This window comes from Pseudomonas oryzae, from assembly GCF_900104805.1.
Classification (GTDB): Bacteria; Pseudomonadota; Gammaproteobacteria; order Pseudomonadales; family Pseudomonadaceae; genus Geopseudomonas; species Geopseudomonas oryzae.
Map to the genome: position 1 here is coordinate 2199606 of NZ_LT629751.1, position 16231 is coordinate 2215836.

At 70.0% G+C, this 16231-nt stretch carries 18 protein-coding genes; 9 read left to right on the forward strand and 9 right to left on the reverse strand.

From position 1 onward, the window contains the following. The first annotated feature begins 102 nt into the window (after positions 1-102). The gene (locus tag BLT78_RS09760; protein WP_090348791.1) at positions 103-702 is read left to right on the forward strand and encodes a Yip1 family protein; all 600 of its coding nucleotides are present in this window, start codon (positions 103-105) and stop codon (positions 700-702) included. Positions 703-837: 135 nt separating this feature from the next. Further along, entirely contained in the window at positions 838-1329 is a 492-nt protein-coding gene (locus BLT78_RS09765; RefSeq protein ID WP_090348792.1) for a SprT family zinc-dependent metalloprotease, read from the forward strand. Here the strand turns inward: BLT78_RS09765 and BLT78_RS21400 are convergent. Continuing rightward, entirely contained in the window at positions 1304-1447 is a 144-nt protein-coding gene (locus BLT78_RS21400) for a hypothetical protein (RefSeq protein ID WP_157719522.1), read from the reverse strand. The two genes, BLT78_RS09765 and BLT78_RS21400, sit on opposite strands and share 26 nt — an antisense overlap. 226 nt (positions 1448-1673) lie before the next feature. Between BLT78_RS21400 and BLT78_RS09770 the strand changes: the two genes are divergently transcribed. After that, positions 1674-2462 (forward strand): dienelactone hydrolase family protein, encoded by a 789-nt coding sequence (locus BLT78_RS09770; protein WP_090348793.1) that lies wholly within the window; start codon positions 1674-1676, stop codon positions 2460-2462. Here BLT78_RS09770 and BLT78_RS09775 read toward each other — a convergent pair. Further along, positions 2453-3481, reverse strand: a complete 1029-nt coding sequence (locus BLT78_RS09775) for a glycosyltransferase family 4 protein (RefSeq protein ID WP_090348794.1) — start codon at positions 3479-3481, stop codon at positions 2453-2455. The genes BLT78_RS09770 and BLT78_RS09775 overlap by 10 nt on opposite strands. Then, positions 3478-4290 (reverse strand): UDP-2,3-diacylglucosamine diphosphatase, encoded by an 813-nt coding sequence (locus tag BLT78_RS09780; protein ID WP_090348795.1) that lies wholly within the window; start codon positions 4288-4290, stop codon positions 3478-3480. The genes BLT78_RS09775 and BLT78_RS09780 overlap by 4 nt, the downstream gene beginning before the upstream one ends. Before the next feature lie 127 nt (positions 4291-4417). Here BLT78_RS09780 and BLT78_RS09785 point away from each other — a divergent pair, with 127 nt between their 5' ends. Beyond that, positions 4418-5167: a helix-turn-helix transcriptional regulator gene (locus BLT78_RS09785; RefSeq protein WP_090348796.1), complete on the forward strand. Its 750-nt coding sequence runs from the start codon at positions 4418-4420 to the stop codon at positions 5165-5167. A gap of 134 nt (positions 5168-5301) precedes the next feature. Next, the gene (locus BLT78_RS09790) at positions 5302-6153 is read left to right on the forward strand and encodes a DMT family transporter (RefSeq protein ID WP_090348797.1); all 852 of its coding nucleotides are present in this window, start codon (positions 5302-5304) and stop codon (positions 6151-6153) included. A gap of 4 nt (positions 6154-6157) precedes the next feature. On the opposite strand, the gene BLT78_RS09795 is transcribed toward BLT78_RS09790, so the two are convergent. The 5 genes from BLT78_RS09795 to recQ form a co-directional block, all read right to left on the reverse strand. After that, complete coding sequence (locus BLT78_RS09795) at positions 6158-7201, reverse strand: glycosyltransferase family 4 protein (RefSeq protein WP_090352243.1); 1044 nt, start codon at positions 7199-7201, stop codon at positions 6158-6160. Between the two features lie 267 nt (positions 7202-7468). Further along, positions 7469-7762, reverse strand: coding sequence for a SelT/SelW/SelH family protein (locus tag BLT78_RS09800; RefSeq protein WP_090348798.1), 294 nt, complete (start codon positions 7760-7762; stop codon positions 7469-7471). A gap of 56 nt (positions 7763-7818) precedes the next feature. Then, positions 7819-9219, reverse strand: coding sequence for a DHA2 family efflux MFS transporter permease subunit (locus BLT78_RS09805; protein ID WP_090348799.1), 1401 nt, complete (start codon positions 9217-9219; stop codon positions 7819-7821). Next, positions 9219-9650 carry a MarR family transcriptional regulator gene (locus tag BLT78_RS09810; protein ID WP_090348800.1) on the reverse strand — a complete coding sequence of 144 codons (432 nt, stop codon included), beginning with the start codon at positions 9648-9650 and terminating at the stop codon, positions 9219-9221. The genes BLT78_RS09805 and BLT78_RS09810 overlap by 1 nt, the downstream gene beginning before the upstream one ends. Positions 9651-9795: 145 nt before the next feature. Beyond that, a complete protein-coding gene (gene recQ, locus BLT78_RS09815) occupies positions 9796-11937 on the reverse strand; it encodes a DNA helicase RecQ (RefSeq protein WP_090348801.1) in 2142 nt (713 codons plus the stop codon). Between the two features lie 125 nt (positions 11938-12062). Here recQ and BLT78_RS09820 point away from each other — a divergent pair, with 125 nt between their 5' ends. The 4 genes from BLT78_RS09820 (at position 12063) to lapD (ending at position 15792) form a co-directional block, all read left to right on the forward strand. Then, complete coding sequence (locus BLT78_RS09820; RefSeq protein ID WP_090348802.1) at positions 12063-12650, forward strand: UPF0149 family protein; 588 nt, start codon at positions 12063-12065, stop codon at positions 12648-12650. 10 nt (positions 12651-12660) lie between these two features. Next, a complete protein-coding gene (locus tag BLT78_RS09825; protein WP_090348803.1) occupies positions 12661-13062 on the forward strand; it encodes a YbaN family protein in 402 nt (133 codons plus the stop codon). A gap of 117 nt (positions 13063-13179) precedes the next feature. After that, complete coding sequence (lapG, locus tag BLT78_RS09830) at positions 13180-13833, forward strand: cysteine protease LapG (RefSeq protein WP_231975765.1); 654 nt, start codon at positions 13180-13182, stop codon at positions 13831-13833. Between the two features lie 9 nt (positions 13834-13842). Then, entirely contained in the window at positions 13843-15792 is a 1950-nt protein-coding gene (lapD, locus tag BLT78_RS09835; protein WP_090348805.1) for a cyclic di-GMP receptor LapD, read from the forward strand. A 36-nt stretch (positions 15793-15828) separates the two neighbouring features. Here lapD and BLT78_RS09840 read toward each other — a convergent pair whose 3' ends face one another. Then, positions 15829-16170, reverse strand: coding sequence for a tryptophan synthase subunit beta (locus tag BLT78_RS09840; RefSeq protein WP_090348806.1), 342 nt, complete (start codon positions 16168-16170; stop codon positions 15829-15831). Positions 16171-16231: the final 61 nt, after the last annotated feature.

Below are 16231 nucleotides of genomic sequence, written 5' to 3' on the forward strand. Positions count from 1 at the left end.
TAAGGTCGCAGATAGCGGTCTGGCACCGGAGGGCACTGGGCCACGTGCCTCCGGCGCCTCGTTGGGGTCGATTCGCATATAACGAAGAAGAGGTGTCCTATCATGATTCACCACGTCTGGGGGCTCTTCACCCATCCTGATCAAGAATGGCAAGAGATTCGTGGCGACAAAGAAACCATCAGTCACATGTATCTGAGCCATGTACTCATCCTGGCGGCCATTCCTGTCGTATCCGCCTATATCGGTACCACCCAGGTCGGCTGGTCGATCGCCGGCGGCGAAGCGGTACGCCTGACCCAGGCGAGCGCGCTGCAGATGACCGTGCTGTCCTACCTGGCCATGCTGGCCGGCGTCGCCGTGATGGGCGCGTTCATCCACTGGATGTCGCGCACCTACGATGCCAGCCCCAGCCTGACCGACTCGATCGTGTTTGCCGCCTACTGCGCCACGCCCCTGTTCATCGGCGGCCTGGCGGCGCTCTACCCCAATCTGTGGCTGGCCATGGCGGTGGGGACGGTGGCGGTGTGCTACACGGCTTATCTGCTGTACGTCGGCATCCCCGCCTTCATGAACATTCCCAAGGACGAGGGCTTCATGTTCTCCAGCTCGGTGCTGGCGGTGGGTCTGGTGGTGCTGGTGGCGATGATGGCCATCTCGGTGGTGCTGTGGGGCTTCGGTGTCGGCCCCGTGTACGCCAGCTAGACGAACAGATGGCGTAGGTCCGGTCGAGCGTAAAACAATCTCGGACCAACATAACTGGGCCGCCTGCGGGCGGCCCTGCTGTTTGTGGCGCACGCACTTGGCATAATCGCGCCACACCCCCTGCCCCGTCCGATCATGCCCGAACAGCTGCTCGCCCGCGTCGAGGCCTGCTACCAGCAGGCCGAAGCCTTCTTCGCCCGCCGCTTCCCGCGCCCCGAGGTCAGCCTGCGCCTGCGCGGTCTCAAGGCCGGCGTCGCCCACCTCACGGAGAATCGCCTGCGCTTCAACGCCCAGCTGTATCGGGAGAATCGCGAGCACTTCCTGCGTCAGACGGTGGCCCACGAGGTGGCCCATCTGGTCGCCCACCAGCTGTTCGGCGCCGGCATCCGCCCGCATGGCGAGGAGTGGCAACGGATCATGGGCAAGGTCTACGGCCTGCCGGCCGAGCGCTGCCATACCTATGAAGTGAAACGCCGGCAGCGGCACTATCTGTACCACTGCCGGTGTCCGGATGGAGAATTTCCCTTCACCCCGCAGCGCCATGCGCTGGTGCTGCGGGGGCGCCGTTACCTGTGCCGACGCTGCAGGGCGACGCTGGTGTTCAGCGGCGAGATGCGTCAGCCGTGAGCACCGGCTCGGCCACCAGCGGCAGCTCCACCGCCGTGCGGCTCGGGCTGGCCAGCTCGCGCTGCAGCTGCTCGTTGTCCAGCTGACCGCACCAGCGGGCCACCACCACGCTGGCCACGCCGTTGCCGATAGCCCCGCGCCAATCACCAAAACCCGATAACCCCCTTGTATTTCAGCCATTTGCGGACGAATCGCGGCGTTCGGCGCGGTACGCTCCGGCGGAATCCCGCCGCCCGGGCGGCGGGATTCTCGCCAGTCCTCGCAGCGTCCGCCCGGGACGCCCATTTCACAGGGGATGAGCCAGCGGCTAGGCTTGGACTCTGTTCGCCCACCGGAGACCTGCCATGCGTACCCTCCTGCTCGGCGTGCTGCTGGCCTGCAGCAGCCTCGGCCATGCCGCGATCCAGACCCGGGAAATCTCCTACCAGAGCGCCGACGGCACGCGCCTGCTCGGCTACCACACCTGGGATGACACCGTGCAGGGGCCGCGTCCCGGCGTGGTGGTGGTACACGAGTGGTGGGGGCTGAACGACTACGCCAAGCGTCGCGCCCGCGACCTCGCCGCCCTCGGCTACAGCGCCCTGGCCATCGACATGTACGGCGGGGGCCGCAACACCGAACACCCGGAAGACGCCAAGGCCTTCATGCAGGCGGCCACCGCCAGCGCCGAGGTGTCGCGCCAGCGCTTCCTCGCCGGCCTCGATCTGCTCCGCCAGCAGCCACAGACCGACCCGGCGCGGCTGGCCGCCATCGGCTACTGCTTCGGCGGCCGGGTGGTACTGGACATGGCCCGCCAGGGCGTGCCGCTGGCCGGGGTGATGAGCTTCCACGGCGCGCTCGCCACCACCACCCCGGCCACCCCGGGCTCGGTGAAGGCGCGCGTGGTGGTGGCCCACGGCGAGGCCGACAGTTTCATCAGCGAACAGACGGTCGCCGACTTCAAGCAGGAGATGCAGCGCGCCGGAGCGAACTACCGCTTCATCAGCTATCCGGGCGCCAAGCACAGCTTCACCAACCCGGACGCCGGCAGTCACGCCGCCCACGGCCTGGACGTGGCCTACGACAAGGAGGCCGACCAGCGCTCCTGGGCCGACATGCAGGCGTTCTTCAAGGAGCTGTTCCCTCAGCCCTGAGCAGCCTCGGCACCGCCACAGGGCGCGCCATCCAGCCTGGGCTGGTGGGCGAGGAATTCCTGCGCCGAAGCCTGCCACGACTGGCGCTGCGCCTCGCCCAGGCAGGCGCGGCGGTCCAGCGTCAGCGCGGCCAGACAGGCGCGCTGCAGGTCCTCGTCCATCACCCCGCTGACGCCCTGGCGCAGCACGTCCAGCGGGCCGGCGACCGGAAAGGCCGCCACCGGCGTACCGCAGGCCAGCGCCTCGAGCATCACCAGCCCCAGGGTGTCGGTGCGCGAGGGGAACACCAGCACGCTGGCGCGACGGTAGGCCGCGGCCAGCTGCTCGGCCGGCAGGTAGCCGTGGAAACGCACCTGCGGATAGCGGCGCTGCAGCTCCTCGCGCAGCGGGCCGTCGCCGACCACCTCCCGGGTGCCCGGCAGATCGAGGTCGAGGAACGCCTCGAGGTTCTTCTCCGGCGCCAGCCGCCCGGCATAGAGGAACAGCGGTTCGCCCTCCCCCCTTTGCAGACGCGGCTGGAACTGGCGCAGGTCGACGCCCTTGCGCCACAGCGCCAGATGGGCGAAGCCGCGGCTGCCGAACTCGTCCAGCAGGCGTTCGGTGCTGACCAGCACCGCGCGGCTCGGCCGGTGGAAGGCGCGCAGCCAGGCGTAGCCCCAGTCCAGCGGCAGCCACGGCCAGCGCCCGCTCACGTACTCGGGGAAGCGGGTGTGGATCGCCGTGGAGAACGCCAGCCCCTCGCGCCGCAGCCAGCGCCGCGCCGCCCAGCCGAGCGGTCCCTCGGTGGCCAGGTGCACGGCATCCGGGGCGAAGGCGCGGATCTGCGCCGCCACCTTCCAGACATTCCAGGCCAGCGGAATGGCGGCGTAGCCCGGGCACGGCAGGGTACGGAAGTCCTGCGGCGACAACACGCCGACCGTGTGCCCCAGGCGCTCCAGCTCCTCGATCAGCGCGCGCAGGCTGGTGACCACGCCGTTGACCTGCGGCGCCCAGGCGTCGGTGACGATCAGCAGCCTCATGCGCGCACCTCCGCCTCGGCCGCGGGCAGCCGGTCGCACTGCCGATCGGCGGCCAACCGATACAGCTCGATGCGCCCGTCGACGTGCTCGATCAGCGCCGTGCACGACTCCACCCAGTCGCCGCAGTTGAGGTACTCGATGGCGCCGATGCGACGGATCTCGGCATGGTGGATGTGCCCGCAGACCACGCCATGGAAGCCGCGGCGGGTGCACTCGTGGGCCAGGGCGTCCTCGAACTCGCTGATGTAGCTGACCGCGCCCTTGACCTTGTGCTTGAGCCAGGCCGACAGCGACCAGTAGCCGTAGCCCCAGCGCTGTCGCCAGTGGTTGAGCCAGCGGTTGAGGGTCAGGGTGACCTCGTAGGCCGAGTCGCCGAGGAACGCCAGCCAGCGGTGGTAGCGGGTGATCACGTCGAACTGGTCGCCGTGCAGCACCAGCAGGCGGCGGCCGTCGGCGGTCAGGTGCTCGGCCTCGTCGACCAGGCGGATATTGCCGAGCACCAGCTCGGCGTAGCGGCGCAGGCATTCGTCGTGGTTGCCGGTGACGTAGATCACCTCGGTGCCGCGCCGGCTCATGTCGATCAGCCGGCGGATCACGTTGGTGTGGCTCTGCGGCCAGTACACGCCGCTGCGCAGCTTCCAGCCGTCGATGATGTCGCCGACCAGGTACACCCGGTCGGGCCGGTAGCGCTTGAGGAAGGCATCCAGGCGCTCGGCCTGGCAGTCGCGGGTCCCCAGGTGCACGTCGGAGATCCACAGGGTGCGCACGTACTGCTTGCGCTTGGGAGTAAACGGCTGGGCACTGGTCATCGACGGCCTCCGGCGGATTTGCCTCGATGCTGCGGCCATGGCGTTTAACCGGCATGACAGGACGGCGGCAGGGCGATGACAGGCGATGCCCGGCGGGTAAACTGGCGGCCTGTCCGAGGAACCCGCCATGTCCACCATCCTGACCCTGCGCCACTACCGCGACGAACTGCTGGCGCACAGCCACGCCTACGGGCAGCTGGTGTTCGGCCTGTCCGGCTGCCTGGAACTGGCGGTGGGCGGCCGGACCGCGCGGATCGAGCGGCAGGACCTCACCGTGGTGCCTCCCGAGGAACACCATGCCTGCGCCAGCCACCACGGCAGCCACTGTCTGGTGCTCGACGTGCCGGACGAGGACTGGCTGCGCGACAGCCTCGGCGCGCACTTCGACGCCGGGCGCCGCCTGCTGGAGCGGCCCGGGCGGGTCGAACTGGCCCCGGTGCAGAGCCAGCTGGTCGGCTGGATCGCCAGCGCGCCGCTGACCGATGCGCTGATCGCCGAGCAGTCCGCCCGCCTGCTGCTGGCCAGCCTCGCGGTGCCGGCGACGCCGCTCGCAGCGAGCGAGCTGCCGCTGGCGGCGCTCGACGCGCACATCGACCGCCAGCTCGCCCACCCGCTGCAGGTGGCCGACCTGGCGCGGCTCAGCGGCCTGTCGGTGGCGCACTTCCACAGCCGCTTCCTCGCCGCCACCGGGCAGACGCCGATGGACTACGTGCGCCGCCGGCGTCTGCGCCAGGGCCGCCAGCTGCTGCTGGAGAGCACGCTCGGCGTCGGCGAGATCGCCGCGCGGGTCGGCTACAGCTCGCAGAGCGCCTTCACCGCCGCCCTCGCCCGCGAGTTCGGCGTCACCCCGCGCGAGCTGCGCCGCCGGGGCGAGTAGCGCGACAAAGGCCGCGAGGCGCGCGACAGACACGGGCGCGTGCGCCATCTAGACTGCGCGCAACCTCCAGAAAAGACCTCGCCCATGCGCTTCGCCATCCGCTTCCGGCGCCCGGACCTCGGGACACGCCCGTCATGACTCCGCGCAACGCCCTGCTCGCCGTGCATCTCGGCGCCCTGCTGTTCGGCCTGACCGGCGTGCTCGGCAAACTGGCAGCCGCCACGCCGCTGCTGATCACCGGCGGCCGCGCCGCCTTCGCCGTGCTCGCCCTCGGCCTGTGCGCCGCCCTGCTGCGCAACGGCGGCCATACCCGCCCCGGCCCGCGCCAGCTGGGGCTGCTGATCCTCGGTGGCGTGCTGCTCGGCGCGCACTGGCTGACCTTCTTCCAGGCGGTCAAGGTCGGCGGCGTGGCCATCGCCACCCTCGGCTTCGCCAGCTTCCCGGCCTTCACCCTGCTGCTGGAGGGGCTGCTGTTCCGCGAGCGTCTGCACGCCGGCGAATACGGCGTGGTCGCGCTGGTCTGCCTCGGTCTGCTGCTGGTCACCCCGCAGTTCGAGCTGGCCGGCCAGGCCACCCAGGGCCTGCTGTGGGCGGTGCTGTCCGGCCTGCTGTTCGCCCTGCTGTCGCTGACCAACCGGCTCAGCGCCCGCGGCATCAGCCCGGTGCAGGCGGCGCTGTGGCAGAACCTGACCATCGCCCTGTGCCTGCTGCCGTGGGTCGCGCCGCAGCTGCCCACGCTGGCCGCGCTCGACTGGCTGTGGCTGGCCCTGCTCGGCGTGCTCTGCACCGGCCTGGCCCACAGCCTGTTCGTCTCCAGCCTGCGCGTGCTCAAGGCGCGTACCGCCGCGGTGGTGTTCGCCATGGAGCCGGTCTACGGGATCTGCTTCGCCTGGCTGCTGTTCGCCGAGGTGCCCGGCCTGCGTACCCTCGGCGGCGGCGCGCTGATCGTGCTGGCCACCTTCCTGAGCGCGCGCCTGGGACGCTGAGCGCTCAGTGCGTGGCGCGCTCCGCGCCGAGCGGCCCGGCCGGCAGGCAGGGCGCCCCGTCCAGGCGCGGCTGACGGGCGAGGAACTCCAGCGCCGAATGGCGCCACGACTGGCGCCGCGCCTCGGCCGCGCACAGGCGGCGATCCAGGTGCAGCGCCTGCAGGGCGGCGCTGCGCAGATTCTCGTCCATCACCCCGCTGACGCCCTGACGCAGCACGTCCAGCGGCCCGCTGACCGGAAAGGCCGCCACCGGCGTACCGCAGGCCATGGCCTCGAGCATCACCAGGCCGAGGGTGTCGGTGCGCGAGGGGAACACCAGCACGCTGGCGCCCCGGTAGGCCTCGACCAGCGCCTCGCCGCGCAGGTAGCCGAGAAAGCGCACCTGCCGATAGCCGCGCTCCAGCTCGTCGCGCAGCGGGCCGTCGCCGACCACCTGCTTCTCGCCCGGCAGATCGAGGTCGAGGAACTCCTCGAGGGTCTTCTCCGGCGCCAGGCGGCCGACATACAGGAACACCGGCGCGCCCTGCAGCGGCTCGAGGCGCGGCCGGAAGCGGCGGATGTCGACGCCCTTGCGCCACAGCGCCAGGCGGGCGAACCCCTGCCCGGCGAACTCGGCCTGCATGCGCACGGTGCTGACCAGCACGGCGTCGCTGCTGCGGTGGAAGGCGCGCATCCAGGCATAACCGAGGCCGAGCGGAATCACCGGCCAGCGGGCATGCACGAACTCGGGGAAGCGCGTGTGCATGGCGGTGGAGAAGGCCAGGCCGCGACTGCGCAGCCAGTGCCGCGCCGCCCAGCCGAGCGGCCCCTCGGTGGCCAGGTGCACGGCATCCGGGGCGAATTCGGCGATCTTCTCCGCGACATGCCAGACGTCCCACACCACGGCGATTTCCGGGTAGCCCGGACAGGGCAGCGTGTGGAACTCCAGCGGCGACAGCACGCGCACATCGTGGCCGAGCGCCTCCAGCTCGTCGACCAGCGCGCGCAGGCAGGTGACCACGCCGCTGACCCGCGGCTCCCAGGTGTCGCTGACGATCAGCAGCCGCATGCCGACGGCTCGCAGCGCACGCCGCGGTGCGCCCACACGACAACGGACCATGGCCAGCAGCCGGCAGGCGCCAAGCGCGCCGCCGCGCAACATGGGTGACACATCATCGACAGCCTCCAGCGCGATTGACTCGGACGTCGGCAGTGATGAAGGCGACATGACAATCCATCGGCGGTGACGCGCCGAACCGGTACTACAGCCCTGACCGGCCTCCAATTCGCAGCATAGCAAAGGCCTTGCCGGACGCCGGCCGGAGCAACCGGCGGCTCACGGGGTGGGCGGGCGGTCGCTGTGGCCCAGATCGCGCTGCGGATCGATGCGGTCGCGCACCCGCTGCTTGAGCACCTTGGCCTCGGGGAAGCCGCCGTCGGCCTTGCGCTCCCAGATCTCCACGCCGTCGCAGGTGATGCGGAACACGCCGCCGGTGCCCGGCTCCAGGCTGACCCGACCGAGATCGTCGGCGAAGGTGGACAGCAGCTCCTGGGCCAGCCAGGCGGCACGCAGCAGCCACTGGCACTGGGTGCAGTAGGTGATCACGACTTCGGGTTTGCCTGTGTGCATGGCGGGGTCCTGAACGGCAACGAGCGGGACGCCATGATAGCGCCCCGCCCGCCGCCTCAGCGATTGTCGCGCAGGCGCCAGGCCGGCACGATCGCCAGGGCGAACAGCACGGCCAGCAGCCAGAAGCTCTGCTCGAAGGCCAGTGCATTGCCCAGGGCATCGCCGCCTTCGGCCTCGTGGCGCCACTCGAGGAAGAAGGTCAGCAGGTTGATGCCCAGCGCGCCACCGAGCTGGCGCATGAAGGTGGTGGCGCCGGTGGCGCGCGACAGCTCCTCGGCGGGCAGGTCCTGCACCGCCGCCGTGCTCACGCCGGGCATGATGCCCCCCACGCCGATGCGGCCGAGCGAAGCCCAGGCGCAGATGGCCCAGAACCCGCCGTCGTCGCCCAGCAGCCCCTGGCCGGCGGCGGACAGGGCCAGCAGCGCCAGACCGCCGACCTGCAGCCAGCGCGCCGCCACGCGGTCGCTCAGCCAGCCGCCGAGGAACACCGCCACGCCCAGCACCAGGCCGGTGGGCAGCAGGACCAGGCCGGCATCGGAGGCGCTGTAGTGCTGCACGGTCTGCGCATACAGCGGCACCAGGTAGGTGACGCCGAACAGGCCGAGGCCCAGCGCCATCGCCACCCAGCTGGTGCGCCGGAAGCTGGCGTTGCGCCACAGGCGCAGCGGCAGCAGCGGCGCCTCGTGCCGGCTGCAGCGCCAGAGGAAGGCCGCCAGGCTGGCCAGGCCGATGCCGCCCGGCAGCCAGCTCACCATGGCCAGCCAGCCGAAGCGCTGCGCCTCGGCCAGCCCGCCGAGGATGCCGAACAGCGCCAGGTTGAGCAGGGCGAAGCCCGGCAGGTCGAGACGCGGTGGGGTCAGCGAACGGAAGCTCGGCAGCAGCAGGGCTCCGCCGATCACGCTGACGATGCAGATCGGCGCCGGCAGCCAGAAGATCGAGCTCCAGCCGAAGTGATCGACCAGGTAGCCGGCCAGGCTCGGCCCCAGCGCCGGAGCCATCATCGCGCCGAGACCGAACAGGCCGAGCGCCAGGCCGCGGCCCCGATCGGGGAAGGCACGGAAGATCAGCACGATGGCCAGCGGCTGGACGATGCCGGCGCAGAAGCCCTGGACGATGCGCAGGGCGATCAACTGCCAGATCGACGCCGCCAGCGGCGCGATCAGCGAGGTGGCGAGGAACAGGGCGAAGGTGCCGAGCAGGGTGTGCCGGGCACCGAAGCGCGCCTGCGCCCAGGAGGACAGCAGCAGACCCGAGGTCATGGCGGCGAGGAAGCCGGTGATCAGCCACTGGGCCAGCGGTCGGCCGATGGCGAAGTCGGCCATGATCGCCGGCAGGGCGACGTTGATGCTGGTGGACGCCAGCACCAGGGTCATGGTGGAGAGGATCAGCAGGGCCAGCAGCCAGCCCGGATAGCGGCCGCCGAAGCGCGCGCGCAGAGCGTCGAGGTCATGCCCCATCAGAGCCGCTCCAGATTGGCCAGCATCCGTCCGAGCACCCGCTGGAAGACCTCCAGCTCGCCCTGCTCGATGTCGACGAGGATCTCCATGCGCAACTGCTCGGCGATCGCCTCGATGTCGGCGATGACGCCGGCGGTCTGCGGCAGCAGCTCGATGCGCTTGGCGCGGCGATCCTCCGCCACCGTCACCCGGCGCACCAGCTGCTGGGCCTCGAGGCCGTCGAGCAGACGCGCCAGGGTCGGGCACTCGACGCCGACCAGCTGCGCCAGCTCGCTCTGGGTCGGCGGCTCGGCGCGGCGGGCCAGGTGCAGCAGCACCAGCCAGCGCGCCTGCGACAGCCCCAGGTGGCTGAGCCGGCGATCCAGCTCGGCGCGCCAGGTGCGGGCCAGCTGGGCGACTTCGGCGCCCAGGCGGTGATCGGTATGGGCCATGGCTGGACTCTCCAGAAAAATTAATAAGCTAATTATTAGCGCGCTAATTATTAGCCTGCAATTATTTTCTGCCGCGCATGATGGAAGGTCAGCCAAGGGGGAATGCGCCGCCGGCCCATGCCGGCGCCAGGCGGCGCGCTGGAACTCAGGCGCCCAGCTCGGTCTCCAGCGCCGCACGCACGCAGTGCAGCACGCCGAGCGGCACGCGGCCGTCGAACAGCTCGGCCACCGCTGCCACCGGCGGCAGCTCGCCGTCGCCGTCGAGGAAGGCGTCCTGGATCTCGCCGAACAGCTCCTCCGGCAGGTCGATGGCCTGCTCGAGGCTGAGCTGCTGGCGGGCGATGGCTTCGGCCAGCAGGCTGTAGACGTTCTTCTCGCTGCAGTCGAGCTGGCGGGCGATCTGCGTCGGGGTCATGCCCGAGCGGGCCAGGCTGACCAGCTCGTGGCGCAGGTCGGTGACCACTGGCGGCGCGGCCGGCGCCTCGGGGCTGTCGGTGAGCACGTCGAGGAAGGCCTGGCCGTAGCGCTCCAGCTTGCGCGCGCCGACACCGCTGACCTGCGCCATGTCGGACAGCGACTGCGGCTGGCTGCGCAGCATCTCCAGCAGGGTGGCGTCGGGGAAGATCACGTAGGGCGGCACGCCGTGCTCCTCGGCCAGCTTGCGCCGCAGGGTGCGCAGCGCCTCCCACAGCGGCCGCTCGTCGCCGCGCACCAGCTGGCTGGCCTGACTCGGCCCGCCGCTGGTGCGCTGGGTGCGCTGCGGCTTGAGGTCGCGACGTAGCTCGAGGCTGACCTCGCCGCGCAGCAGCGGCCGGCAGCTGTCGGTCAGACGCAGGCCGCCGAAGCCGTCGAGGTCGACGTCGGCCAGGCCGCGCGCCACCAGCTGGCGGAACAGGGTGCGCCAGTCGGCCTCGGCCAGGTGCTTGCCGACGCCGAACACCGACAGATGCTGGTGGCCGAGCGCGCGGATCTTGTCGGTCTCGCGGCCGAGCAGCAGGTCGACCAGGTGACCGACGCCGTAGCGCTGGCCGCTGCGGTAGATCGCCGACAGCGCCTGGCGCGCCGCCTCGGTGGCGTCCCAGGTTTCCACGCCGTCCACGCAGTTGTCGCAGTGGCCGCAGGGCTGCGGCATGTCCTCGTCGAAATAGGCCAGCAGCGCCTGGCGCCGGCAGCGCGACTCCTCGCACAGGGCGAGCATGGCTTCCAGCTTGTGGCGCTCGACGCGCTTGTGCTGCTCGTCGCCCTCGGAGTTCTGCAGCATCTGGCGCAGGAACAGCACGTCCTGCAGGCCGTAGGCCATCCACACCTCCGACGGCAGGCCATCGCGGCCGGCGCGCCCGGTCTCCTGGTAGTAGGCCTCCAGCGACTTGGGCAGGTCGAGGTGAGCGACGAAGCGCACGTTGGGCTTGTCGATGCCCATGCCGAAGGCGATGGTCGCCACCATGATCAGCCCTTCCTCGTTGATGAAGCGCTTCTGGTTGAACGCCCGCAGCTCGCTGGACAGGCCGGCGTGGTACGGCAGCGCCGGGTAGCCCTGCTCGACCAGGAAGGCGGCCACCTCCTCCACTTTCTTGCGCGACATGCAGTAGACGATGCCGGCGTCGCCCTTGCGCCCGGCGAGGAACTGCTGCAGCTGCTTGCGCGGCTGATCCTTGGGCACGATGCGGTAGAAGATGTTCGGCCGGTCGAAACTGGAGAGGAAGCGCTCGGCGTTCTCCAGGTGCAAGCGCTGGACGATCTCCTCGCGGGTGCGCTTGTCCGCGGTGGCGGTAAGGGCGATGCGCGGCACCCGCGGGAACAGCTCGGCGAGTTGGCCGAGCTGCAGGTATTCGGGGCGGAAGTCGTGGCCCCACTGCGACACGCAGTGCGCCTCGTCGATGGCGAACAGGGCGATCGGCAGGTTCTGCAGGAAGGCCAGCATGCGCGGCTGGACCAGACGCTCGGGGGCGAGATAGAGCAGCTTGATCTCGCCGCGGCGCAGGCGCTCGGCGATCTCGCGCTGCTCGTCCGCGGTCTGCGTCGAGTTCAGCGCCACCGCCGCCACACCCAGCTCGTCGAGGGTGGCGACCTGGTCGTCCATCAGCGCGATCAGCGGCGAGACCACCACGGCCACGCCGTCGCGCAGCAGCGCCGGCACCTGGTAGCACAGCGACTTGCCGCCGCCGGTGGGCATCAGCACCAGGGCGTCGCCGCCCTCGCTCACGCGCTGGATGATCCGCGCCTGATTGCCGCGGAAGGCGTCGTAACCGAACACGTCTTTGAGGGTGCGCAGGGCGGAATCGAGCATGGGGCCTCCGGATGAAGCCGGGCATTATACGCCAGCCGCGGGTGGCCACCGTGCGCTGTTCGCCTAGCGGCACTACCCCGGCTCGTCTACAATCCGGCTCGCATACGTCCTGAGGTAGTATCCCGATGTCCTTCGCCGAGCAACTGTCCCGCCTGCAAGCCTTTCTCGATGCCGATGACCTGCACGAGGAAGCCCTGGACTACGTGGCTGCCCACGGTTACCTGACCGCCCTGTCCATCTGCCCGGTGCAGGTACCCGAGCGCGAGTGGATCGATGCCCTGTTCGCCGAGCCGCCGCACTATCGCAGCGAGGCCGAGAAGGCCGAGATCGAGGAGTCCCTGATCCAGCTCAAGGCGCACATCGGCCACCAGCTGGCCAGCGACGAGGACATGGAGCTGCCCTGCGACCTCGACCTCGGCGACGAGCCGGACGACTCCGACCTGCGCGGCTGGTGCATCGGCTTCATGGAAGGCGTGTTCCTGCGCGAGAGCGTGTGGTTCGAGGATGCCGAGGAAGAGGTCAGCGAGCTGCTGCTGCCGATCATGGTCGGCTCGGGCCTGTTCGACGAGCAGCCGGAGTTCGACGAAATCGCCCGCGACCGCGATCTGGTCGACGACATGGTCGAGCAGATCCCCGAGCTGCTCACCGCGCTGTTCCTGCTCTGCCAGGCGCCCGAAGAGAAGCCCTCGCTGCTCAAGCCGCGCCAGCACTGAGCCCGCGCCTATGGCGCCACGCGAACCCGAAGAGATCCGCCGTCCCTGGCTGCGCCTGTTGCTGGTCGGGGTCGGCTGTCTGAGCGTGGCGCTCGGCGTGCTCGGCATCTTCCTGCCGGTGCTGCCGACCACCCCCTTCCTCCTCCTCGCCGCTGCCTGCTTCCTGCGCAGCTCGCGACGCCTCTATCACTGGCTGGTCGGCCATCCGCGCCTCGGCCCCTGGGTGTGCGACTACCTCGAAGGCCAGGGCATCCCGCTCAAGGGCAAGGTCTGGGCCATCGGCCTGATGTGGGCCAGCATCCTGCTGTCCTGCTACCTGGTGCCGCTGCTCTATGCCCGCCTGTTCATGCTGACCAGCGCGGTATTCGTCACCATCTACATACTCCGCCAGAAAACCCTGTACCGTCAGTGACTTCCGCCGGGCGGCAAGCGCCCGGGTTTGTGCCTAGACTCAACGGGAATGCAGCGAGGCATCGCGATGGAGCAGCGGCAAGGGAATCCCATGCAGGCGCGCAGGGGCCGGCGGCTCATGGTCGTCGCCTGCCTGCTCGCCAGCCTGCTGCTGGGCTTGCAGGTACAGGCACGCTGGGATTTCTCGCGGATCATTCGCCTCGCCGAGCAGCGCTACGGCGACCTCGGCTCCGGCAAGGTGCGCCTGCAGGAGTGGGCCGCGCTGATCGAGCAGGGCGGCAAGATGAGCGAGGAGCAGCAGCTGCGCGCGGTGAACGCCTTCTTCAACCGTTCCCTGCTGTTCATCGACGATGAGCGCAACTGGCGGCAGGTCGACTACTGGGCGACCCCGGTGGAGGCGCTGGTCAAGGGCGCCGGCGACTGCGAGGACTATGCCATCGCCAAGTACCTCACCCTGCGTCGCCTCGGCGTCGACAACGAGCGCCTGCGCATCACCTACGTCAAGGCGCTGGAGCTGAACCAGGCCCACATGGTGCTGACCTGGTACGCCACACCGACCAGCGACCCGCTGGTGCTGGACAACCTGACCATCGATATCCGCCCCGCCTCGCAACGCCGCGACCTGCTGCCGGTGTACGCCTTCAATGCCGAAGGCCTCTGGCTGCCAGGCCCCGGCGGCGGCCGGCGCTCGGGCGACAGCAAGAACCTGTCGCGCTGGCAGGACCTGCTGAAAAAGATGCGTGCCGAAGGCTTCGCCCCGACCGAGGGCTAGGAGGGCTCCATGTCACTGCTCAAGCAACTGTTCCTGGCCATCTGCCTGTTCCTGCTGCTGGCCTTCACCGGCAGCTTCGTCACCAGCCTGGAAGCCTCGCGCACGCAGATGATCGCCCAGCTGCGCTCGCACGCCCAGGATGCCGCCACCGCGCTGGGCCTGTCGCTCACCCCGCACATCGACGATCCGGCGATGGTGGAGCTGATGGTCAGCTCGATCTTCGACAGCGGCTACTTCTCCAGCATCCGCGTGCTACAGGTCGAGGGCGACAAGGTGCTGGCCGAGCGCCGGATGAGCCCGGACAACGGCAAGGTGCCCGGCTGGTTCTCCCGCCTGGTCGACCTCCATCCCGAAGGCGGCGAGGCGCTGGTGATGCGCGGCTGGGAGCAGGCCGCGCGGGTCGAGGTGGTCAGCCACCCGCAGTTCGCCCTCGCCCGCCTGTGGGACAGTGCGCTGGGCAGCCTGACCTGGCTGCTGCTCTGCGGCCTGCTCAGCGCCGCCCTCGGCGGCTGGCTGCTGCGCGTGCAGCTGCGTCCGCTGGACAGCATGGTGCAGCAGGCCGAAGCCATCAGCCGCCGCGAGTTCCACAGCCTGCCGCAGGTGCCGCGCACCCCGGAGCTGCGCCGGGTGGTGCTGGCGATGAACCAGATGGTGGAGAAGCTGCGCAGCCTGTTCGCCGAGGAAGCCAGGCGCAGTGAAACGCTGCGCAGCGAAGCCTATCAGGACAGCCTCACCGGCCTGGCCAACCGCCGCCAGTTCGATATCCGCCTGAACGCCCAGCTGGTCGCCAGCGAACAGCACACTTCGGGCTATCTGCTGCTGCTGCGCATCAACGACCTGATCGGCCTCAACCAGCGCCTCGGCGCCGCACGCAGCGACGAGCTGATCCAGGCCATCGCCGGCCTGCTGCACCGTCAGGTCGCCCAACATGGCCACGCCGACTGGCTGGCCGCACGCATCCGCGGCGGCGACTTCGCCCTGCTCGCCCCCGGACTGTCCGCCGGCGAAGCCGACGCACTCGCCGCCAGCCTCGGCGAGGAATGCGAAAACCTGCGCAGCACCGACGCCAGCGACTGTGTGCCGGTGGCCTGCATCGGCCTGACCCTGTTCCAGCCCGGCGAAAGCGAACAGCAGCTGCTGACACGCGCCGACCAGGCCCTGGCCCAGGCCGAACAGCGGCCGGACAAGCCCTGGGAGCGCCTCGACAGCTACGAAGCCGGCAACGGCCGCGACCATCACGAATGGCATCAGTGGCTGGACCAGGCCCTGCTGCAGGGCAAGCTGCAGCTGTACTTCCAGCCGGTGGCGCGCAGCACCGACCATGCGGCGATCCTCCAGCACAAGGTGCTCGCCCGCCTGCTCGACCCGCAGGGCCAGGCCATCCCCGCCGGGCTGTTCCTGCCCTGGATCGCCCGCCTCGGCTGGTCGGCGCGTCTCGACCAGCTGATGCTCGAGCACGCCCTCGAGCACGTCCGCCAGTATCGCCAGCCGCTGGCCCTCAGCCTGTCCGGCGCCACGCTGCAGGACCAGGTCAGCATGGCGATGATCCTGCACACCCTGCGCGAGCATCCGCTGGCCGCCGAACTGCTCACCTTGGAACTGGACGAGCGCAGCCTGCCGCCCGCCGAGCAACTGCAGCCGCTGTGCCAGTCGATTCGCGAGACGGGTTTCCGCATCGCCCTGCAGCACTTCGGCGGCCGCTTCAGCCTGATCGGCAACCTTACCCACCTCGGTCTGGCCTACTTGAAGATCGACGGCAGCTACATCCGCGGGCTGGACCGGGAAGCCGACAAGCGCGTGTTCATCGAGGCCATCCGCCGCACCACGCACAGCATCGACCTGCCGCTGATCGCCGAGATGGTCGAGCAGGAAGGAGAAGCCCGCGCCCTGCGCGAGCTGGGCATCCACGGCGTGATGGGCCGCCTGATCGGCCCCCCGGCGCCCTGGCAACAGGGCTGAACCCCGACGGCCCACCGGGAGAATGGCGAGCCGGCCTCAGATCAGGTGATGCTCGTCCTCGTCGCCGAGCAGACCGCTCAGCCCGCCGAGCCCGGCGCGCACCTCCGCGCGCTCCTGCAACTTGCGCTGCGCCGCCACCGGCAGGTCGGTGTAGCGGATCACCCCGCGCTCGACCAACACGGATACCAGATCCTCCAGCACGCGGATCAGCTCGAGGTCGGAATCCTTCAGCCTGCTCAGGCGACTGCGCACCTCCTCGCGAGCGAGCCAGGCGTGCAACTCCTCGCTTCCCACGGCCAGCTGCTCGGTCATCCCCTCGAAAGGCTGCTGCTCGACCCGCAACAGGTGGCCCTGGGCATCTCTCTGCACGTAAACCATGATTTCCACTCCATGAAAAAGCCCGCCACCAGTCATGGTGGCGGGCTGGCTGGTTCAGCTC